The sequence below is a fragment of the Gammaproteobacteria bacterium genome, assembly GCA_033344735.1.
Classification (GTDB): domain Bacteria; phylum Pseudomonadota; class Gammaproteobacteria; order UBA4575; family UBA4575; genus UBA1858.
Window position 1 is genome coordinate 2,303,445 of sequence record JAWPMW010000001.1, and the last position, 20,378, is coordinate 2,323,822.

Below are 20,378 nucleotides of genomic sequence, written 5' to 3' on the forward strand. Positions count from 1 at the left end.
AAATCGAAGGGAATTGATTATGCAAAAGCTAACTAAAGAAGATCTCTACTCATTAGAAGAATACTCTGCTATGCGTAGTGAGTTCCGAGCAAAAATGATTGAACATAAAAAAAGTCGTGTGTTACGTCTAGGTGAGCATGCGACAGTTCATTTTGAAGATCGTACGTTGATGCATTATCAAGTCCAAGAAATGTTACGTGCTGAAAAGGTATTTGATGCTGAAGGTATTCAAGAAGAAATTGATGCATATAACCCGTTGATTCCAGATGGTAGTAACTGGAAAGCAACATTTATGCTTGAATATGATGATGAAGAAATTCGTCGTAAACGGTTAGGTGAATTAATTGGTATAGAAAAAACTGTATGGGTTGCCGTGGATGGCTTTGATAAAGTGTACCCTATATGTAATGAAGATTTAGAGCGTGAAACTGAAGATAAAACTTCATCAGTTCATTTTATGCGTTTTGAGCTGAATGCAGATATGGTAAAAGCGGTCAAATCAGGCACCGCGATTGCTGCCGGTATAGAACATGAAAAGTATTCTGTAAAAGTGGATGCTGTAACAGATGCAATGCGTACCTCTCTAGCGGGAGATCTCGATTAGTTAATTAGTCCTATCTGATTTACTTGTGTGGCTTGTCTGGCTTCTTATCATAAATAAGATTTTCGCTACCATTATAAACCAGAAAAGCTTTACCTTTGGCGCGCGCTATCATGGTAACGCCTAAGTCTTTTGCTAGTTCTAACCCCATATGAGTGACGCCAGAACGCGATAACAAAATAGGTATCCCCATGTGAGTGACTTTCATAACAATTTCTGAAGTTAGCCTTCCCGTTGTGTAAAAAATTTTGTCTGCTCCTTGAATATTGTCCATCCACATTCTTCCTGATATAGCATCAGCTGCGTTATGGCGTCCAACATCTTCAATGAAACTGATAATATTGGTTTCTTTGCATAATGCGCAACCATGTACAGCACCAGCTTGTTTGTAGATCTCGTTATGTTGTGTGATATTTTTTAATAACTCATACAATAATGACTGCTTCACTTGCACCTGTGGTAATTTATGGTCATAAAGTTTGTCTAAAGTGCAGCTAAATACAGTGCCTTGACCGCAACCTGTGGTTACAGTTCGTTTGCTTAATTTTTCTTGCCAGTCATTAATGCCCTTTCCCTGTCTTGTGCTGACTTGAGCAGTTTCTTTTTCCCAGTCGACATGAACAGACTTAATATCAGAGATATCTTCAATTAACCTTTGATTGCGCAAATAACCTAAGGCTAATAATTCTGGATTGGTTCCAAGCGTCATTAGTGTGACCACTTCGCGATCGTCTACTTTTAATGTAAGAGGTGATTCCCCTGACACTCGCACATCACGAATGTCACCGAATTGATCACGTGCTTGCACAGCGTGGGTTGGTGCGAGTCCTTCAGTAGAAAGTGTAGGGCGCTGTAGTTCTGGAGTTGCTGCTGACATTAATTAATTAAGAATAGAATGCAATAAATGCACTCTAGACTGGAAGGGTATAGATATCTAGTGCTGTTTTAGGATATTAAGGACAACATTTCATTGACTGAGGTTATTTTTTCGCGAGGTTTTCCTTTTGCTTCGCCTCGCTCAACTTCAACTTGGTCAATAGTTTTCCACTGTTGGTAGTTAATATATTGAACGTCGCGACTATTAAGAATGGAATACACTTTTTCCCTGCCGGCTTTTACGGTAGATTCCATATTCGAGACGTCTTCAATTAGAGCATTCACTGTACTCACAGCACAGGCGCGATTTGTTCCAATAATTCCTGAGGGACCACGTTTAATCCAGCCTGCGGTATACATTTGTGGCACGACTACGTCGTTGTCGGTGATTCGTCCATCCTGGTTGGGGAATACACCCCAGCTCTCATGGAAGGGGACGCCTGGCATTTCTACTCCACGATATCCAATGCTTCTGAATAGAATGCCTGTGTCAAGTTCATAGAGGTCACCTGTGCCACGTGCAGATTGTTTGAAAGCATCACCAGAGAGTTGATTGTGTTCAATGATGACCCGTTCTAACCTGCTATCTCCTTGCAACTCAACAGGACTGCGGAGGAATTGAAAATAACATTTTCTAGATTTGCCAGTGGGTTCACGTTGGGAATAGTTTACAAACAAATCAAAAATTTTCTTGCTGCCTGCATTGGTTTTTTCAGCAAGTTCTGCTTCACTGGCTGTATTTAATGCCAATTCTTTTGGGTCAACTATAGGATCAGAATCTGTTAACTCACCAAATTCTTTCAATTCTTTTGAGGTGAACTTTGCTTGCGCAGGACCGCGACGACCTATAACGTAAACATTTTTAATTTTACTGTCTGCAAGCGCGTCAAGTGCGTGTTGTGAAATGTCTGTTTCTTTAAGTTCGTCAACTGTTTTAGAAAGGATTCTGCTTACGTCAGCGGCGACATTACCCTGGCCGATAATCACAGCTGTTTCGTGTGACAAATCAAACTGCCGATCTCGGTAGTCAGGATGACCATTATACCAGGCGACAAATTCAGTTGCTGTGTAACTGCCCAGTAAATCCTCGCCTGGAATGCCTAGGCGGCGGTCAGTTTCGGCACCACAAGTAAATATCACTGCGTGATGAGAGTCTTTTAATTCATCTACGGTGATATCTTTACCAACCGTTACATTGCCAATGTAGTTGAGTTCAGAATTCTCACTAGCAATCTTGTCATACACTTTGATGGCTTGTTTGAGTTTAGGGTGATCAGGTGCGACGCCGCTACGAACCAACCCATAGGGTGCTGGTAAACGTTCAATTAGATCAATTTCTACATGAAGGTCAGACCGGATTAATGCTTCGCTGGCATAAAATCCACTTGGACCTGCGCCGACAATTGCTACTCGTAGTGGGTTTTTTTCTGTGCCTAAACTCATAATTGCTACCTGCCTGACTAAAATCCTAATTCAGTTTTACGCTCTTCAGCTCCATCTAACGGATCCATTTGTTCGGTAATTAATGGAAGGTCAGGAGCTTTCTCGGCGTTGATTTCAATCCATTTTTTTTGATCATCTGGCATGTCGTCTTCTTCGAATATTGCCTGCACTGGACATTCAGGAATGCATGCGCTGCAATCAATGCAAACATCGGGATCGATATACAACATCTTGTCGTCATAATGAAAACATTCCACGGGACATACAGCGACACAGTCTGTGAATCTGCAGCCATTACAATTATCAGTTACTACGGTTGTCATAATTATGTACTCCTCACGTTACATTCAATTATCAGATTTTTTTATTGTAATTAACGGTTAAAAAGTAATACTTCCCCTCGATTTAATTCGATACTATCTCCACTCCATCTATCGTAACGACCATTTATATATCGGTCGTCAATATCGAATCCTTGATCCCTTAAATGCTTTAAATAAAATCGTAGAAATACAGGGTGATATGTACAGGCATATTCGAAAGTAGGCAGCATTTCAGCATCACTGAATGACACAATGGTCCCTCGTTTCATGCCTGCACCTGCACGGGCTCCCATTTCGCCGCAAACAATGACACTTCCAGCTAGCAAATTCACACCGGTAAAATCTCCAGCGTTTCCTCCTACCGCGATCAGGCCACGGCGCATGGAATTGCCAGCTTCATTTTTCACATTGCCATGAACAAAAATTTCTCCGCCTAATATTCCTGTCGGCTGACCACGGTAAGCACTGCCTACCATATGACCCGCGTTACCTTTAACTACAATTTGTCCTCCGGACATCTCAGGTCCAACCCAATCGCCTGCATTTCCTTTAACGGTAATTTTGCCCCCAGTCATTGCGCAGCCTAAATGCATGCTTACGTCACCATCGATAATTACTTCACCTTGGGTCATGCCAGCGCCGAGGTATTTAACGTTTGAAGTATCCCCTTCAACGTGAATAGTGTCGTGTCCTTTACCTTTAACTGTAAAGAAATCACCTAATCGAGCAGTTTCATTGCCATGAATGACTTCAAGGTGTTCAACACCGGATTGTGATAAATGTTTAACCGTATCTGGATTAATGCACTGTGCTTCTAAAGGAACATTGGTACGAGTACGTAATGTAAGTTTTATGCTCATTACATTAACCCTCTAATATTTTGTTTAAATGAAAATGATATTTGCCAAGATCACCGCCATAATTTCCTGCAGATATTAACGTAGCGCCTTTTTCTGCAGCAGTGTGCATTCCGCGCTTCATGGCTTCAGCGACTGATTCTTCATCTAGACCATCGACAACAATCTCATAAACAGCTTCAATACCATCGGGGATTTGAGTTTTGGGTGCAAAGCCACGCAGAGTAGGGCAGTACTCATCATTGGTCGATGCTATCAAGCCTTTATATTTTGACCCTACTTTACTGCCTGATCTAACAACACCTTGTGGAAATGGAAGAAAAACACCTGAGATTTCTTTCATCGCATCGGCTGCGGCTAACGATGCGCGTAAAGTTGTTGAACGGTTGGGCCCATATATTAATAAATTACCTCCGCCCACTGCAGGTTGAACACCAAAAGAATCATCGACAACAAATTCTCCCTCCATGACTGGAATGCGCCAAAGTTTTCTATCGCCCACTTTTTTGGAGATTTGGTAGCCATCACCAAAATAGCGTAAACGTCCGCCAACAGGGACAGTGTCTTCCGAAGGTATTCCGTTATAACAAGCGGTGGTAGGACAGGTCATGACACATTGGCCAATTCGGTCCACTAAACGTGCGCTCATATTGTCTTTTGCCATGGTGAAAAGAAGCACGCTAATACCAGGTCTCCCATCGGGAGTGTCTTCTCTTGCAATTTCACATTCAACCGCAGCTTCACATTTACATCGAATTACAGATGTTGCGAATCCTGTCATTGATTGAGCTGCAGCTCGCGCCCATCCTAATGTGTCAGCAGTAATGATGACGCGGGAACCCCACATTTCAAAAGCTTCAGCAAACGTATCAACAATTTCTGTTTTTTTTATCTTCATGATTTTTGCGCGGGTATAAATTCATGGTCATGTAGGTACGCGTCACTTACCGCGTAGTTATCAAATCGAATTGAATAATAATCATCAAAGAACGGGCGGATAATGTCTTCAATTGCGGGGTCATATTCTTGAGTCGAGTGTAAAGTTTTGCCATAAAAATCAGTGGTAAATTCATAATCGGCAATGACGGCATGTCCTGATTTGATTACATAGCGCGGTGCGTTGAACATTAACTCTTTATCGTCTTGCTCGTCGTAGATAGTAATATCTGCGTCAGCACCTATACCTAGGTGCCCTTTATTTTTTAAGCCCAAACATTTTGCAGGTCCTGCGCGAGTTATGATGGCGATTTCGCTAAGTGTATATTCTCGGTCAAGCTCTCCGAGGAATGTTTTTGCCATTGCTTTTTGGTTTACGCGTTTCATTTCTTCATCACGGAAACTTTTATCCATAAGCAATTTTATTAACTTCGGATAACTCATAAATGATCCACCATTTGGATGGTCAGTCGATAATACAACCCGCCAAGGATCTTTTGATAATAAAAATATTTCTAGGCCAATCGCCCATTGCAATGCGTGCGTGTAAATATTTTCTTGGTAATTGAAAGGTGCGATACCGCAGCCCGATTCACATTCGGTGTCTACATTGACCCACTTAGCATGGGTATAACCTTTAAGCATGTAAGCGAGTGGCGCGTCTGCTGTCATAATTGTTGATTTACCAAACATGACCTGTCCGACATCACAAGAGATATTAGGGTGATCATTAATGTATTCGATGATCTCTCTACCTGCAGATAAAGGATTTTTGCCTACTTCGCCGGCGTAACTATTAAATTGGATATGAGCAATATGTACACGTCGATCACCAGCTGTTTTCATTGTTTCTATGGTTGTTTCAAAATTACCACTATGGCCTAAATTGTTACAATGAACATGAGGAGGGTGTGGCAAACCTAATTCACTAGCCACATCAATAAACGTATCGATAATTGTGCGCGGAGAAATTTCAAATTCATCGCTCTTTTCGTCAATATCTTTGACGTTTGAATTCTTTCTACCTTTCCATGGTTCGTCGCCACCAGGGTTCACCAGTTTGCAGGTGTAACCTTTAGAAGCATGTAACCACCATGCTACCGCTTGAGTAAGTTCTTCTTTTCGTCCTTCTTTGATTAAATTCTGTAAGAAAATATTGTTGCCTAACAGAATGTAATAGCCTTTATCAATTACGGGGGTGTCATGTAATTCTTCTAGTACATGGCGTGCAGCTAAAGGCGGGACAGCTGCATCAAAGGCGGTTGTGTAACCCAGAGTTGCGTACCGATAACCTGTTGCAAAAGTTGAAGGCACAATTCCTCCTGTACCTGAGCGTGTGTGTTCTGTCGCGGGATGTGGATCTAGACGATGGTCTTCAGGTTGAAGTTTGCGCGCCAGATTAACTTTAGGGCCAGCAATATGACAGTGAATGTCAACGCCACCTGGCATGACAATATTGCCATGAGCATTGATTACAGTGGCACTATCGCTGACGGAGTCAACGATGCGACCATCTTTGACGCAAATATCGCGAACCTCTCCATCAATATTATTAGCAGGATCATAGACCTTGCCATTCGCAATACGAAGCTCGTTTGTCATTACTACACCCTGATTATTTTATAGTTATAGCGAGCGTTGTTAACTTGGTTTTATTTTAAGCGCTTGCTCCTGATTGAATGTTCCTTTTCTCTTTTACGAGTTCGTGAACCCGTTTCCTTATTCCTACTAGAATCTCCTGGTCCGATGGGAAAGGAGACTCAAATGCTGGACGTAATGTAATAGGTACATCGTCCATGCGATAAACTGTTCCGGTGGTGTTGATGCCATAAGTTGAAGTTGCAAACGCAACATGGGCAAGCTTACTTGTGACTGTTTGCTTGGTATCAAGTGAAATGATCGGAATGCGGTGCATATGATCAATCGCAGCTTTTGGAAAGTTAGACGCCGGGTCGCTGGCAATAATCATGGCAGCATCAGCATCGCCTCGCGATAAAACATCAACAGTGGTGAATTCGCCAGGGTTAAAGCGGGGGAAGCCATGACTAAAATTAACACCAAAAGGATAACCAGTTTGCCATGAGACAACGTTGTCTGCACCGGTAACGTTTCCGTGGCCACGTACTGGTTTTGCGACAAAGTGGGTGAATTCATTCAAGTCTGATGCTAAAGAAAGTAGAGCACCCGAGTTGAAGTGACGACCTCGCGTCATGGTTAACCCCATGCCAAAAAACAAAACACCAAAACGACAGTTTTTCATTCTGTCGACAAGCTCTTCGATTGTTTGCAAAGAAACGCCAGTGATTTTTTCTATGTCTTTACTGACTTTTTTGCCTTTAACTAAAGCACGCAATGCCCACAGTAGTTCAAAATCTTTACCTGGCTTGGGTTGAATGAACTGGTCACAAACACCTGCGCTTTTTGTTTTTCTAACGTCGACCATAACTATGTGTCGATCTTTTTTGCCATTAGGAACAAACATGCCTTTAGGCATCACTGAATAACGACCAAAATGACGCGGGTGACTTTCGGCAGGATTACCACCCCAATAAATGACTAAATCAGCTCTGTTTTTTACCTCACCTAGAGTCATTGTACTTTCACCAACGCCCTGAAAAGCCATACCTGAAGGGCCATGACAAACAGAAGTGGTGGTATCGATACAGCCCTTGATTAGATCAGTTATTGCTACAGCTTCTTTCTGTGCTTCACAGGTTGTGTCGCTAAGACCATAGGTAATAGGGAATTTAGCTTTTGTCAGTGTCTGAGCAGCTTCTTCTATAGCATCTTCGACAGGAACTTCTTTGCCATCAATCATTGCTTTCGGGCGATCATGATCAATGGTGTGTTCGAAAAACCAGGCTTTACCTAATATGCAGGCATTTTTGGCTTTAGTGATTTTCTTTTCATCCATATCAATGGTGAGATCCATGTCATCACACACACAGCCACAAAATGTACACGTTGCGCTTTCTACTGTTTTTATGTTTTCACTCATGATGAACGTCCACCAATTGATATAATTTTATTCGTTAGGGTTTAATTTTTTCGATATCGACTTCCATGTGTTTTGACATAGGCATTCCAGTGCCTGCCGTGTCACTATCCATCAATTGACTTGATGGAGGACCATAAGGGATGAACAGCATGCCTTCCGGCAAGTCTGCAGCTTTTTTCCCGATACACGATACGATGGTTTGACCTGTATCGTTACTGAGTCTTACTTGATCGCCATTTTCCAAGCCAAGACGTTTCATATCATCTTCATTCACTTCCAGGGTGGAAGTGACTTCAATGTATTCTTCTTTTAGTTTGCCTTTATTTAACGAGGTGCCTTGTTTGCTCGATCGGCCGGGAACCAAAATCATCTTGTTTGTCATGCTGTAAAATTCAAAATCCGTTTTGGATATTTATTAGTCTTAAACTAAATGCATGATTACCGTAAATACAGGCATAAAGCAAATTAATATAAATAGTCACTACAAGAAAAAATCAGCTAAAAATTATAATAACTATATGAATATAATAGAAATATTCATATAAATTATTAAAAATAAAAACTAAACAAATATCTGGAGTGAATAATTTGCGTACAGAAACAATGCAATCTAAGTGGGTGCTATTTGTACTTATTGAGCGTTAAATCCACAGCATCAGCAAGACGTGAAACTGGGAAAATTTCTAATCCTTTAATGGGTTCTTTGGGAACATTGGAAGCAGGAATGATTGCCTGGGTAAATCCGTGTTTGGATGCTTCCCTGAGTCGTTCTTGTCCATTGGGAACTGGACGAATCTCTCCAGCTAATCCTACTTCACCAAAGACAACTAGCTCTCTAGGTAATATGAAGTCTCTAAAACTAGATAAAGCTGCTAGAAGTAAAGGCAAATCGGCAGCAGGCTCATTAACACGCACGCCTCCAACAACATTAACAAAGACGTCTTCATTATGAAGGGATACCGCTGCGTGTCTGTGGAGTACTGCTAACAGCATAGATAGGCGATTTTGATCTATGCCCTGGGCTAGCCTGCGAGGATTATTGGAAGGATTGTCATCCACTAAAGACTGTACTTCGATCATTAGTGGACGCGTGCCTTCTCGCGTTACCATCACAACACTTCCTGCGGCGGGTTTTTGGTGATGCGATAAAAATAATGCTGATGGATTTTTTACACCTTTGAGCCCAGTTTCCTGCATCACAAACACGCCAAGTTCATTAACTGCGCCAAAGCGATTTTTAGTGGCACGTAATAAGCGGAAGCGATCACTACTGTCACCTTCAAAGTACAAAACGGTATCAACCATATGTTCAAGCACGCGAGGTCCAGCCAACGTGCCTTCTTTGGTGACATGGCCAACAACAAATAATGTTGTATTAGTATTTTTTGCATATTGAACAAGCTGACCGGCACATTCTCTTACTTGAGAAACGGATCCTGCTGCAGAGTTGAGCTGTTCACTGGCTAAGGTTTGAATTGAGTCAACTATTACAAGTTTGGGTTTTGATGCCTGTAGTGTTGATAGCACTTCTTCTAAGGAAACACTACTGAGCAAGCGAATATTGTCTTTATTTAAAGCTAAGCGTTCTGCGCGTAAAGAAATTTGTTGTGCTGATTCTTCGCCGCTAATATACAAAGTTTGGTATTGTTCTAAGGAGGCTAACATTTGTATAAGTAATGTTGACTTGCCTATTCCAGGGCTTCCTCCTACCAAAACAACAGAACCATGAACAATACCCCCGCCAAGAACGCGATCAAGTTCACCAAGATTGGTTTGAATTCTAGGATCAGTAATTGCGTCAACTTCTGCAAGCGGAATAACTTTGCTGCTAGTTTTAGGTGTAATGGATCTAACTTTGCCGCTAGTTTGAATAGTGCGAGTTTCTTCCAGCGTATTCCATGCATTACATTCAGGGCACTGTCCGCTCCATTTGTTAAACGCATGCCCGCAGGCATCACATTGATATTGTGTGGCTTTACTCATTGAAGTGCTGCTGTTAGATATAGTGTGGAGAGTGTGTCGTTATGCGCACAAAAAATCAATTTCAGTGGGTATAAATCATTCTACCTCTTGGGTGACTTTGGGTTGAATGCGCACTGTGCGTATAGAATTATTTAGTATGCGAATAATCTCAATTGGATGTCCGTCTATTAATACAGAAGTTCCTGTCTCCGGGATGGTTTCTAAATGTTCAAGTACAAGACCATTTATTGTGCGTGGACCTTCTTCCTGTAATTCCCATTTAAGTGCTTTATTTATATCACGTACGTGAGTGCTGCCATCAATGACATAACTACCATCTTCCTGGGGATGAATGTCGGTTGTTAGTGTGGCGGGATCATTTGTGAATTCTCCAACAATTTCTTCAAGTAAATCTTCAAGAGTGACTAAGCCCTGGATGTCGCCGTATTCATCAACTACTAATCCGATACGTCTTTTTTCTCTTTGAAAATTTAGCAATTGCTTATTTAGACTAGTACCCTCTGGGATAAAGTAAGGTTCTCTAACATTGGTTTTGAGTTCATCTAGAGAAATTTCATTTTCTACAATACGTGAGAAGATTTTACGTAAATGTAAAAAGCCAATAATCTTGTCAAGATTTTCGTGATAAATCGGCATGCGAGTAAATGGTGCATTAGAAATTTGTGATCGGATATCTTCCCAGTCACTGTCAATATCAACACCGATAACCTCATTACGCGGAATCATAATATCTTCAACGGTGATTGATTCTAAATCTAAAATACCAATCAACATGTTTTGGTGGGTGCGAGGAATTAATCCTCCGGCTTCTTGTACTACTGTGCGAAGTTCATCTCGGCTAAGTGAGCTAAGTCCGGTTTCTGTTAAGTTCACACCACAAAGTTTAAGTAACGTATTTGCAATTGCATTAATTAATAAAACGATCGGGTAGGTAATATATTGCAGGGGTGTATAAATATATGAGGCCGGGAATGCAAATTTCTCTGGATGCATTGCTGCCAATGTTTTTGGTGTTACTTCTGCAAAAATTAGTACCGAGATAATAAATAGTATGGTGGCAGAAAAAACACCGACATCACCATATAAACGATAACCAATATATGCAGCTAATGGGGACGCTAAAAGATTAACAACATTATTGCCGAGAAGGATGAGCCCAATCAGGCGGTCGGGTTTTTCAAGAAGGTTTTGTGCGAGCCGCGCGCCACGATGGCCTTTGTTTGCGAGATGGCGCAGGCGGTAACGGTTTAAAGCCATTAAGGCAGTTTCTGAGCCAGAAAAAAACGCAGAAAGAAATAGCAGTACTCCGAGAACTATCAGTAGAGTACTTATCGAATAATCGTCCAAGAGCTTTTGAGCTCCCCCAGGTAGTCAAACACAGTTCCGTTTTACGGAAACTAGTTGAGGGTTGTCAAGAGTGAAGGGTTAGATTGCCTATTTAAAGGACTAATTCTAAGACGAACTTACTTCCAAAATAGGCAAGTATTAAAAACGTGAATCCTGATAAGGACCAGCGAATAGCAGTGGTACCCCGCCATCCAAATTGCATTCTGCCCCAAAGGAGAATAACGAAGACAAGCCAGGCAAGGGACGATAATGCAGTCTTATGTGCCAGATGTTGAGCAAAAATATCTTCTAGGTAAATAAAGCCAGTGATTAGTGCGACTGTGAGAACGGCAACGCCCAAGCTTATCGATTGAAATAATAAGGTTTCACTTTCATGTAACGAGGGAAGTGCTCGTAAAATACCGGTGTTGCTGTGGCCTCGCAACACTCTATCCTGGAAAAATAATAATATGGCTTGCACAGCTGCTAAGCCTAAAATACTGAATGCAATTATTGATGTGATTATATGAGCTTGTATACCTGGACTTAAGCTAACTTGTGAGCCAGGTTTGAAGAATAATATATTCAGCACGATACATAAAAAGGTCACAGGTAATACAATCAGACCTAGATGCTCCACGTGCTTAAATAGGCTTGTAAAATATAATATTGCGCAAATGACAAATGCAGCGATGAATAAAGAATTATAGAAGTAGAAATTTATTCCATTTTCAGTGAAAAGACGTGACCAAACCATCAGGGTCATCGCAGCCATGGTCAGCGTCCAAGGAGCGATAAATTTAAAGCGAGTAGACTCATGCCCACTTGCTTGAGTTTGCATGTGGTACCAAATAGCCCCAGAAGTGATGGCACAAAGTATTGCTGATATGAATCCAATCATTATTGAGATATTAATTAGCCCTGAATACGCTTCGTGTCAATCGAATTATAGTTCGATTACTGATTTAGATGAATTATCTGAAGGAATTCAGTGCATTGCGATGGATTAGACATTTCGTCTAAAACGCCGATGCTAGCATCAGCATGCATTAAAATGATCATTAAAATAATATTATAATAGCCCTATGAAAATAAATGTTTTGGGTTGTAGCGGTGGGATTGGCAGCGGATTGCGTACAACGGCATTGCGCGTTGACATGAACACATTGCTTGACTGTGGTACTGGCGTGGGCGACTTGCCATTAGATGACTTATTTCAAATTAAACATGTATTTATCACTCATAGTCATTTAGACCATGTTGCTGGGTTGCCTCTACTAGTTGACACTATTTACGAGAGTTTAATTAATGAACCGTTAACAGTTCATTGCCAGTTAGAAACTTACCAAGTATTAATGGATCATATCTTTAACTGGAAAATATGGCCTAATTTCTTCTGTCTGCCAAACGATGAAAATCCTGTGGTACGTTTTGCACCCATGCAGCCTGGAAAGGATGTGATTATTGATGACAAAACATTCTCCATGGTTGAAGTTGAACACACTGTGCCTGCGGTAGGTTATATGGTTCAAGACTCAAGCACAGGTAGCAGCTTTGCTTTTAGCGGCGATACTGCTTCAGCACCAAAATTATGGAATATGCTTAATCAGCAAAACAAGGTCGATTTGCTGATTGTGGAGTGCGCATTCGCTGATGAGCGATCTGAAATAGCCAATCAGGCCAAGCATTTTTCTCCACAGTCATTAGCTCGCGAGTTGACTTCGTTAACACATCAGCTGCAGGTGTGTGTCTCGCATTTACAGCCTGGAGAAGAAGAAAAAATCATGCAAGAATTACGTCTAGCCATGCCGGAAAGGGACATAAGGTCAATTGTCAGCGGCGATATTCTTGTTCTATAGCTTCATCCATAACCTTTGAGTGAACCTGGTTTAATAAACAATCAGTCGATTGCTTAGTTTTCCATAGATCGTTAATTGCTAAGCCGTTAAACTAAGGTCTTAGATTAAGATTCAATATAAGCGAGTAAACATGTTTGATAATTTAACCAAGCGTCTTTCCGATACGGTTGGAAAGCTGCGCGGTCAAGCACGATTAACAGAAGATAATATCCAAGAAGCTTTACGCGAAGTGCGTATGGCGCTGTTGGAAGCTGATGTAGCTTTGCCAGTAGTAAAAACATTTATTGAGCGTGTACGTACAGCTGCAGTAGGAAAAGAGGTGATTGAAAACATCACTCCTGGTCAAGCGTTTATTAAAGTTGTTCAAGATCAATTAGTTCATCTGATGGGTGATGCCAATGAAGGTTTACAGCTTAATACACAACCCCCGGCCATCGTACTAGTTGCAGGTTTACAAGGCGCAGGTAAAACCACCACCATTGCTAAATTGGCTAAGCGTCTCACGGATACAGAAAAGAAGAAAATTAGCGTCGTCAGTTGTGACGTTTATCGCCCTGCAGCAATAAAACAATTAGAAACGCTCGCTAATCAAGTAGGCGTACACTTTTTTCCTAGTGAAGTTGAACAGACTCCTCTGACAATTGCGAAAAATGCGATTAGTCACGCTGAAACTAATCATGTTGATATTTTGTTTGTCGATACTGCAGGCCGTTTGCATGTTGACAATGAAATGATGGAAGAGATTAAAGCTCTTCATAGTGCCGTTAACCCTGTGGAAACATTGTTTGTAGTCGATAGTATGAGTGGCCAAGATGCAGCATTGTCTGCGCAAGCATTTAATGACGCGCTACCTTTAACGGGTGTCATTCTGACTAAAACTGATGGTGACGCACGAGGTGGTGCTGCACTATCAGTGAGAGAAATTACAGGGAAGCCAATAAAGTTCTTAGGGACTGGAGAAAAAGTTGATGGTTTAGAACCTTTTCATCCCGATCGAGTTGCCTCAAGAATTCTAGGTATGGGCGATGTGGTGTCCTTGGTTGAAGAGGCGCAGCAAAAAGTTGATCATCAAGAAGCGGGTCGATTAGCTAAGAAACTCAAAAGCGGTAAGGGATTTAGTCTTAATGATTTACGCTCTCAGTTGGTACAAATGCAGAATATGGGCGGGGTAAATAGCTTGATTGATAAACTCCCTGGTGCTGGCAATATTTCTGAGGCGATGAAATCGCAAGCCAGCGATAAGTCAGTGATTCATATGGTGGCGATGATTGACTCAATGACACGAAAAGAACGTCGATTCCCGGATATTATCAAAGCCACGCGTAAACAGCGCATCGCAGCTGGCTCAGGGATGCAAGTCCAAGATGTTAACAGGCTGCTGAAACAATATACTCAAATGCGCAAAATGATGAAAAAAATCTCGAAGAAAGGCGGCATGAAAAATATGATGCGAGCCATGCAAGGGAAAATGCCACCAAATATGCCGATGTAGGTAGGATAATTGGATGAATTTTAGCTTTAAATTTCCTGTAAATTCCGTACAATGCGCGGTTCGCCGCCGTCGGAAGCGGTTCGATAAACACAGCTGAGAATAAGCAAATAATATGGTTAGTATAAGATTAGCTCGAGGTGGCGCTAAAAAGCGTCCTTTTTATCACATTGTTGTGACAGACTCTCGTAAGCGCAGAGATAGTGGATATATTGAGAGACTTGGATATTTCAATCCGCGAGCAACTGGGCAAGAAGTCCGATTACATGTAGATATGGAGCGCGTAAACTATTGGCAGGGTGTTGGTGCAAAGTCATCTGAGCGCGTTGAGACACTTTTAAAGGGTGCAGATTCAGCAGCCTAACAAGATAGCTGAGAGTTATTTAGCATGAGCAACCATCGGTCGTCTCACGCTTGAAACAAAAAGAAAAAGTTTTATTAGGCCTAATTAATGGCCTGTTTGGCGTTAAAGGTTGGGTCAAAGTGTATTCCTACACAAGGCCACGAGCCAAAATTGTTGAATATAAGCACTGGTATTTGGGTGAAAATTTTGATCAACCAATACGAGTACAACAAGGTCGCTCGCAGAAGGGTGGAGTTGTTGCGAAGCTAGAAGGAATAGATGATCGTGAAGCAGCAGTCGAACTTCTAGATAATGAAATCTGGGTGGCTGGAGACCAGTTGCCTTCGCTGCCAAAAAATGAGTATTACTGGTATCAGCTAATTGGCCTTGAGGTACTGGGGAAAGATAATAAGCTTCTAGGTTCGATTAAAGGTCTGATTGAAACAGGGGCTAATGATGTCATGGTGGTAAGTGGTAAAGACAAGATTGAGCACTTAATTCCATACATTCAAGGGCAGGTGATAAAGTCCATCGATTTAGAGCAGAAGCGCATGGTGGTAGATTGGAATACTGATTTTTAATCAAATAATCTCAATTTAGCATCAATTTAACAGGGGCAAGACATGCGAATTGATGTCATTACATTGTTCCCCGAGCTGGTGTCGACCATGCTAGACCACGGAGTTGTGGGGCGAGCATTGCGAGCCAAGCAGGTAGATTTAGAGTTAACCAATCCTCGAGATTTTGCAGACGATGCAAATAATCGAGTAGATGATCGTCCTTACGGGGGTGGTCCTGGGATGGTGTTGCAGTATGCTCCATTATCCAAAGCGCTAGAGCATGTGAAATCCCAGTTGGATTCCAGTGTGAAAGCCAGAGTTGTATATTTAAGTCCTCAGGGGCAAAGACTAAATCAAACAGCGGTAAGACGTTTAAGTCAAAGCGAAAATTTGGTTTTAATGTGTGGGCGCTACGAAGGCATCGATGAACGTTTTATCGAAGCTAATATAGATGAGGAATTGTCGATCGGCGATTATGTCATTAGCGGTGGAGAACTTGCCGCAATGGTATTAATTGATGCCATGGTGCGAACGCTTCCGGGAGTGCTGGGAGATGATCAATCCGCTGAGCAAGAATCATTTGAGCACGGACTATTGGATTGTCCGCACTACACTAGACCAGAAAGTATTGATGGCAGTAAAGTGCCAGAAGAATTACTAAGTGGTGATCATAGTAAGATTGCAACTTGGAGATTAAAACAAGCGTTAGGACGAACTTATTTACGCCGTCCTGACATGATTGAGCAGCAACACTTGAGTGATCAAGAACAGCAACTATTAAAAGAATATTTAGTTGAAGTAAAAGCGAAAAACGAGAGATAAAGCCATGAGCAATATAATTAGTGAATTAGAAGCAGAACAACTTAAAACAGGATTCCCTGAGTTTTCTGCAGGTGACACCATTGTTGTACAGGTGAGAGTTAAAGAAGGCGATCGTGAGCGTCTACAGGCATTTGAAGGTGTTGTTATTGCTAAGAGAAATCGTGGAATTAACTCTGCATTTACTGTCAGAAAAATTTCTCACGGTGAAGGTGTAGAAAGAGTATTTCAAACCCACAGCCCATTGATTGCATCGGTCGAAGTTAAACGCCGCGGTGATGTGCGTCGTGCAAAACTATATTACTTGCGCGGATTGACAGGTAGGGCTGCAAGAATTAAAGAAAAGCTTGGTTAACATAGAAAGATGTTTCGATAGTTAAATAAACGCCTCATTTAATATGGGGCGTTTGTTATTTGGGAGGCTAATAAATGACAAAAAATTCCTTCGATTACATTCTGCCATCTCCGATAGGTTCGCTAGGGTTAAATATTTCAGTGAATGGAATACAACGTCTGTTCTATATTAAAACAAAGCAAGAATCATATATCCCTACCGGTGGATTTGCGGCAAAAGTGCATCAGCAAATCATGGAATATTTTGAGTTGCAAAGAACTGAGTTTGATTTGCCTGTCGATATTCAAGGTACAGCTTATCAAAATCGAGTATGGAATGAAGTGGCTAAAATTCCATATGGAGAATCATTAACTTATGGCGACATTGCTAAGGTGATCAATAGTGGTCCGCGTGCAGTTGGTAATGCTTGCCGTCATAATCCAGTCCCTATAATTATTCCCTGTCATCGTGTTGTGAGGAAGGGTGGTATTGGTGGCTACTGTGGCAGCGTTATGGGTAAACAGGTTCAGCAAAAAGACTGGTTGTTAAGGCATGAGATAGGTACGCCAGTAACTAGTGAGATTTTTGTATAAATATAGGAGATTGTATGGCATTACATAAAATAACTTGGCAAGGTGTATTGGTTCGCTTTTTAGTGGCGCTCGCATTAGTATTTTGCACTTACAACCCTCACGGTTGGTCTTATTTTGATTGGTTGCAATCATATTTAAATCCTGTGGGTGACGATACTACTAGTCTGCCATTGCTATTGTTAGCAGGGATTGTCTTGCTAATTGTTTGGACAATATATATTCGCGCAACGATGCGATCGCTAGGTATGTTTGGATTACTTCTGGCGGCTGCATTTTTTGGTGTGCTTCTTTGGTTGGCAATCGATTTTATTCCATCGTTGACCGATGATATGAAAATTCTAATCGATCTAGTGCTTGTAGTGTTAGCAGGAATTTTGGCAACAGGAATTACCTGGTCGCATATCCGTAGAAGAGTCACCGGCCAAGCTGATGTGGATGATGTTGAGTAGAAAATATATCTACAGCTGTTGAATTTAAGGTGATTCGTCACTATTTATAAAGTTATCGAATATTAATTGGAGTTAAGCAGTAATGAGTGAGCAAGCACAAGCAGAAAATAATAAAGAAACCCTAAAGTTTGAGTCAGAAGTCAGTCAAATCTTACATTTGATGATTCATTCCTTGTACTCAAACAAGGAGATCTTTTTAAGAGAACTAGTTTCAAATGCTTCAGATGCTTGCGATAAGCTTCGTTTTGAAGCGTTGTCAAATGCTGACCTTTTAACTGACGATACAGATCTTAAGATTCAAATCGAATACGACGAAGAAAATAAAACCATCTCTGTTCGCGATAATGGTATCGGCATGACGCGAGAGGAAGTGATTGAAAATATTGGCACTATTGCCAAGTCTGGCACAAAAGAATTTCTAGAAAATCTTACTGGAGATCAGGCAAAAGATTCCAATCTTATTGGCCAGTTTGGCGTCGGGTTTTATTCTGCGTTTATTGTTGCAAAAAGAGTGGAGTTAAAAACGCGTAGTGCGACTGTAGAGGCTAAACATGGTGTGCATTGGCAATCTGAAGGCACTGGTGAATATGACTTAGCTGAAATTGAAAAAGCAGATCGAGGCACTGAGATTATACTCCATCTTAAAGAAGAGGAAGTAGAATTATTATCCGGTTGGCGTTTACGCTCAATTGTAACTAAGTACTCTGATCATGTTCCGTTGCCTATCGAAATGCTGGAAGAAAAGCAGGATGACGAAGAAGAAAAATCAGATGAAGAAGTTAAATGGGAAATTGTCAATAAAGCTTCTTCTTTATGGACGAGGGCAAAGTCAGAAGTAAGTGAAGATGAGTATAAAGAATTTTATAAGCATGTCGGCCATGATTTTGCTGATCCTTTGGCTTGGTCTCATAACCGTGTTGAGGGTAAGACAGAATATATTTCGTTGCTATATATTCCAAGTAAAGCGCCATTTGATTTGTTTGAGCCAAATCAAACGCATGGTTTAAAGCTTTATGTACAGCGAGTTTTTATTATGGAAGATGCGGAAAAATTACTGCCTCGCTATTTGCGCTTCGTGCGAGGTGTGATTGATTCTAGTGACTTGCCATTAAATGTTTCTAGAGAAATTCTACAAGGTAATAAAGTAATTGATTCAATCCGTTCCGGATCTGTTAAGAAAGTGCTCGGCTTATTAGAAAGTATTGCTAAGAGTGATCCAGAGAAATATCAATCATTTTGGCAAGAATTTGGAAAGGTCATTAAAGAAGGTCCTGGCGAAGACTTTGCAAACAAGGAGCAGATTGCCAAGTTATTAAGATTTGCATCTACTGAAGCAGACAAAGAGGATCAAACAGTTTCTCTAGATGACTACATTGGTCGAATGAAAGAGGGTCAGGAATCTATCTACTATATAACTGCAGATAACTTTAACGCCGCTAAAAATAGCCCGCATTTAGAAATCTTTCGCAAGAAAGGCATTGAAGTTATTTTGATGTATGACCGTGTAGATGAGTGGTTGATGGGTTCTTTAAATGAATACGATGGCAAATCTTTTGTTTCTGTTGCAAAAGGCGAATTGGACCTAGATAAACTTTCTGATCAAGATGAGAAAGAGCAACAAAAGAAAGTTGAAGAAGAGTCAGCGGATATTGTCAAACTCATTAAAGAGAAGCTCGAAGACAAAGTGGAAGATGTGCGTGTATCGCATCGCTTAACGACTTCTCCTGCTTGTATCGTGTTGAATGAGCATGATATGGCACTTTATATGCAGAATTTGCTGAAACAAGCAGGTCAACAAATGCCGAGCACTAAACCAACTTTGGAAATTAATCCATCGCATCCTATGCTAGTTAAAATGAATAATGAGACCGACATTGATCAGGTTGGAGAATGGTCAATGTTGTTATTTGAGCAAGCGATACTAGCTGAAGGTGGACAATTGGAAAACCCGGCTGATTTTGTTGCGCGACTGAATAAAATCATGCTTGATCTTGCTGGCAAGTGAAATCAGCCACACCAGATTGGATAAATAGCTCTTTATCTGAGTTAACCGATGCTCAGTGGGAATCTTTGTGTGATGGTTGTGGCAAATGCTGCATGGCCAAATTGCAAGATTCAGATACCGGAAAGATATACTATACTAATGTTGCCTGTAAGCTATTTGATGAGAATACTTGTCGTTGTACTGACTATAATAATCGTACATCGCAAGTACCCGAATGTGTACGAGTTTCTCTGCAAAACCCTGAGGTTTTTTCATGGTTACCGAATTCCTGTGCCTATCGCTTGAGATACGAAACCAAACCTCTGTTTAATTGGCACCCTCTTGTAAATGGAGATGATGGTCTTATGCACGATAAAAACCATTCTGTGCAAAACAAGACCGTATCCCCATTAGATGCTGGGCCACTAGAATTTCATTTAGTTAACTGGGATTGACATCAAAGATTGATAATTTAATCGATATAATCTTGTTATTGTTAGAATATCAGCAAGCCAAGCAAGAAATTTCCCACAATAAATAATGAAAAGATAAAGAATTCTTTCCAGTATGGGCAGATTAGTGAATTATCGTGAGTATCCAGTATA

Annotated in this window: 23 protein-coding genes; 12 read left to right on the forward strand and 11 right to left on the reverse strand. The window is 41.1% G+C overall.

The features are described 5' to 3' along the window. Positions 1-19 precede the first annotated feature (19 nt). Positions 20-604 carry a DUF3501 family protein gene (locus R8G33_11810; protein ID MDW3096351.1) on the forward strand — a complete coding sequence of 195 codons (585 nt, stop codon included), beginning with the start codon at positions 20-22 and terminating at the stop codon, positions 602-604. A gap of 19 nt (positions 605-623) precedes the next feature. On the opposite strand, the gene R8G33_11815 is transcribed toward R8G33_11810, so the two are convergent. From R8G33_11815 to ccsA, 11 genes are all read right to left on the reverse strand, one after another. After that, positions 624-1,478, reverse strand: a complete 855-nt coding sequence (locus R8G33_11815) for a formate dehydrogenase accessory sulfurtransferase FdhD (protein ID MDW3096352.1) — start codon at positions 1,476-1,478, stop codon at positions 624-626. A 68-nt stretch (positions 1,479-1,546) separates the two neighbouring features. Then, positions 1,547-2,920: an NADP oxidoreductase gene (locus R8G33_11820; GenBank protein ID MDW3096353.1), complete on the reverse strand. Its 1,374-nt coding sequence runs from the start codon at positions 2,918-2,920 to the stop codon at positions 1,547-1,549. Between the two features lie 17 nt (positions 2,921-2,937). Further along, the gene (locus R8G33_11825; GenBank protein ID MDW3096354.1) at positions 2,938-3,243 is read right to left on the reverse strand and encodes a ferredoxin family protein; all 306 of its coding nucleotides are present in this window, start codon (positions 3,241-3,243) and stop codon (positions 2,938-2,940) included. 50 nt (positions 3,244-3,293) lie between these two features. Further along, a complete protein-coding gene (locus R8G33_11830; protein ID MDW3096355.1) occupies positions 3,294-4,103 on the reverse strand; it encodes a formylmethanofuran dehydrogenase subunit C in 810 nt (269 codons plus the stop codon). A 4-nt stretch (positions 4,104-4,107) separates the two neighbouring features. After that, positions 4,108-4,998, reverse strand: coding sequence for a formylmethanofuran--tetrahydromethanopterin N-formyltransferase (gene fhcD / locus R8G33_11835; protein ID MDW3096356.1), 891 nt, complete (start codon positions 4,996-4,998; stop codon positions 4,108-4,110). Continuing rightward, positions 4,995-6,638: a formylmethanofuran dehydrogenase subunit A gene (locus R8G33_11840; protein ID MDW3096357.1), complete on the reverse strand. Its 1,644-nt coding sequence runs from the start codon at positions 6,636-6,638 to the stop codon at positions 4,995-4,997. The genes fhcD and R8G33_11840 overlap by 4 nt, the downstream gene beginning before the upstream one ends. 55 nt (positions 6,639-6,693) lie before the next feature. Further along, complete coding sequence (locus R8G33_11845) at positions 6,694-8,034, reverse strand: formylmethanofuran dehydrogenase subunit B (protein MDW3096358.1); 1,341 nt, start codon at positions 8,032-8,034, stop codon at positions 6,694-6,696. Between the two features lie 34 nt (positions 8,035-8,068). After that, the gene (locus tag R8G33_11850) at positions 8,069-8,404 is read right to left on the reverse strand and encodes a molybdopterin dinucleotide binding domain-containing protein (GenBank protein ID MDW3096359.1); all 336 of its coding nucleotides are present in this window, start codon (positions 8,402-8,404) and stop codon (positions 8,069-8,071) included. A 251-nt stretch (positions 8,405-8,655) separates the two neighbouring features. Then, positions 8,656-10,017: a DNA repair protein RadA gene (gene radA / locus R8G33_11855; GenBank protein ID MDW3096360.1), complete on the reverse strand. Its 1,362-nt coding sequence runs from the start codon at positions 10,015-10,017 to the stop codon at positions 8,656-8,658. Positions 10,018-10,092: 75 nt separating this feature from the next. Beyond that, the gene (locus R8G33_11860; GenBank protein MDW3096361.1) at positions 10,093-11,364 is read right to left on the reverse strand and encodes an HlyC/CorC family transporter; all 1,272 of its coding nucleotides are present in this window, start codon (positions 11,362-11,364) and stop codon (positions 10,093-10,095) included. A 91-nt stretch (positions 11,365-11,455) separates the two neighbouring features. Further along, positions 11,456-12,184, reverse strand: coding sequence for a cytochrome c biogenesis protein CcsA (gene ccsA, locus R8G33_11865; GenBank protein ID MDW3096362.1), 729 nt, complete (start codon positions 12,182-12,184; stop codon positions 11,456-11,458). Between ccsA and R8G33_11870 the strand changes: the two genes are divergently transcribed. From R8G33_11870 to R8G33_11920, 11 genes are all read left to right on the forward strand, one after another. After that, positions 12,183-12,353: a hypothetical protein gene (locus R8G33_11870; protein ID MDW3096363.1), complete on the forward strand. Its 171-nt coding sequence runs from the start codon at positions 12,183-12,185 to the stop codon at positions 12,351-12,353. The two genes, ccsA and R8G33_11870, sit on opposite strands and share 2 nt — an antisense overlap. A 75-nt stretch (positions 12,354-12,428) precedes the next feature. Continuing rightward, positions 12,429-13,202, forward strand: a complete 774-nt coding sequence (locus R8G33_11875; protein MDW3096364.1) for a 3',5'-cyclic-nucleotide phosphodiesterase — start codon at positions 12,429-12,431, stop codon at positions 13,200-13,202. Positions 13,203-13,332: 130 nt separating this feature from the next. Beyond that, the gene (gene ffh / locus R8G33_11880; GenBank protein MDW3096365.1) at positions 13,333-14,694 is read left to right on the forward strand and encodes a signal recognition particle protein; all 1,362 of its coding nucleotides are present in this window, start codon (positions 13,333-13,335) and stop codon (positions 14,692-14,694) included. Positions 14,695-14,806: 112 nt separating this feature from the next. Beyond that, the gene (gene rpsP / locus R8G33_11885) at positions 14,807-15,055 is read left to right on the forward strand and encodes a 30S ribosomal protein S16 (GenBank protein MDW3096366.1); all 249 of its coding nucleotides are present in this window, start codon (positions 14,807-14,809) and stop codon (positions 15,053-15,055) included. 50 nt (positions 15,056-15,105) lie between these two features. Continuing rightward, positions 15,106-15,615 carry a ribosome maturation factor RimM gene (gene rimM / locus R8G33_11890; GenBank protein ID MDW3096367.1) on the forward strand — a complete coding sequence of 170 codons (510 nt, stop codon included), beginning with the start codon at positions 15,106-15,108 and terminating at the stop codon, positions 15,613-15,615. A 42-nt stretch (positions 15,616-15,657) separates the two neighbouring features. Continuing rightward, on the forward strand, positions 15,658-16,416 hold the full coding sequence (trmD, locus tag R8G33_11895; protein MDW3096368.1) for a tRNA (guanosine(37)-N1)-methyltransferase TrmD: 759 nt from the start codon (positions 15,658-15,660) through the stop codon (positions 16,414-16,416). Between the two features lie 4 nt (positions 16,417-16,420). Beyond that, positions 16,421-16,768: a 50S ribosomal protein L19 gene (gene rplS, locus R8G33_11900; GenBank protein MDW3096369.1), complete on the forward strand. Its 348-nt coding sequence runs from the start codon at positions 16,421-16,423 to the stop codon at positions 16,766-16,768. A 74-nt stretch (positions 16,769-16,842) separates the two neighbouring features. Continuing rightward, complete coding sequence (locus tag R8G33_11905) at positions 16,843-17,340, forward strand: methylated-DNA--[protein]-cysteine S-methyltransferase (protein ID MDW3096370.1); 498 nt, start codon at positions 16,843-16,845, stop codon at positions 17,338-17,340. A gap of 14 nt (positions 17,341-17,354) precedes the next feature. Then, positions 17,355-17,789 (forward strand): DUF6524 family protein, encoded by a 435-nt coding sequence (locus R8G33_11910; protein MDW3096371.1) that lies wholly within the window; start codon positions 17,355-17,357, stop codon positions 17,787-17,789. Positions 17,790-17,871: 82 nt separating this feature from the next. Further along, on the forward strand, positions 17,872-19,794 hold the full coding sequence (gene htpG, locus R8G33_11915; protein ID MDW3096372.1) for a molecular chaperone HtpG: 1,923 nt from the start codon (positions 17,872-17,874) through the stop codon (positions 19,792-19,794). Then, positions 19,791-20,228, forward strand: a complete 438-nt coding sequence (locus R8G33_11920; protein ID MDW3096373.1) for a YcgN family cysteine cluster protein — start codon at positions 19,791-19,793, stop codon at positions 20,226-20,228. Before htpG ends, R8G33_11920 begins: the two co-directional genes overlap by 4 nt. Positions 20,229-20,378: the final 150 nt, after the last annotated feature.

Bases quoted from the DNA above. Each gene is read 5' to 3' on its own strand.
- R8G33_11845 (MDW3096358.1), bottom strand. From the start codon at position 8,034: ATGAGTGAAAACATAAAAACAGTAGAAAGCGCAACGTGTACATTTTGT.
- fhcD (MDW3096356.1), bottom strand. From the start codon at position 4,998: ATGAAGATAAAAAAAACAGAAATTGTTGATACGTTTGCTGAAGCTTTT.
- R8G33_11825 (MDW3096354.1), bottom strand. From the start codon at position 3,243: ATGACAACCGTAGTAACTGATAATTGTAATGGCTGCAGATTCACAGAC.
- R8G33_11840 (MDW3096357.1), bottom strand. From the start codon at position 6,638: ATGACAAACGAGCTTCGTATTGCGAATGGCAAGGTCTATGATCCTGCT.
- rpsP (MDW3096366.1), top strand. From the start codon at position 14,807: ATGGTTAGTATAAGATTAGCTCGAGGTGGCGCTAAAAAGCGTCCTTTT.
- R8G33_11875 (MDW3096364.1), top strand. From the start codon at position 12,429: ATGAAAATAAATGTTTTGGGTTGTAGCGGTGGGATTGGCAGCGGATTG.
- R8G33_11905 (MDW3096370.1), top strand. From the start codon at position 16,843: ATGACAAAAAATTCCTTCGATTACATTCTGCCATCTCCGATAGGTTCG.
- ccsA (MDW3096362.1), bottom strand. From the start codon at position 12,184: ATGCAAACTCAAGCAAGTGGGCATGAGTCTACTCGCTTTAAATTTATC.
- trmD (MDW3096368.1), top strand. From the start codon at position 15,658: ATGCGAATTGATGTCATTACATTGTTCCCCGAGCTGGTGTCGACCATG.
- R8G33_11850 (MDW3096359.1), bottom strand. From the start codon at position 8,404: ATGATTTTGGTTCCCGGCCGATCGAGCAAACAAGGCACCTCGTTAAAT.
- radA (MDW3096360.1), bottom strand. From the start codon at position 10,017: ATGAGTAAAGCCACACAATATCAATGTGATGCCTGCGGGCATGCGTTT.
- rplS (MDW3096369.1), top strand. From the start codon at position 16,421: ATGAGCAATATAATTAGTGAATTAGAAGCAGAACAACTTAAAACAGGA.
- ffh (MDW3096365.1), top strand. From the start codon at position 13,333: ATGTTTGATAATTTAACCAAGCGTCTTTCCGATACGGTTGGAAAGCTG.
- htpG (MDW3096372.1), top strand. From the start codon at position 17,872: ATGAGTGAGCAAGCACAAGCAGAAAATAATAAAGAAACCCTAAAGTTT.
- R8G33_11830 (MDW3096355.1), bottom strand. From the start codon at position 4,103: ATGAGCATAAAACTTACATTACGTACTCGTACCAATGTTCCTTTAGAA.
- R8G33_11870 (MDW3096363.1), top strand. From the start codon at position 12,183: ATGTGGTACCAAATAGCCCCAGAAGTGATGGCACAAAGTATTGCTGAT.
- R8G33_11810 (MDW3096351.1), top strand. From the start codon at position 20: ATGCAAAAGCTAACTAAAGAAGATCTCTACTCATTAGAAGAATACTCT.
- R8G33_11820 (MDW3096353.1), bottom strand. From the start codon at position 2,920: ATGAGTTTAGGCACAGAAAAAAACCCACTACGAGTAGCAATTGTCGGC.
- R8G33_11815 (MDW3096352.1), bottom strand. From the start codon at position 1,478: ATGTCAGCAGCAACTCCAGAACTACAGCGCCCTACACTTTCTACTGAA.
- R8G33_11910 (MDW3096371.1), top strand. From the start codon at position 17,355: ATGGCATTACATAAAATAACTTGGCAAGGTGTATTGGTTCGCTTTTTA.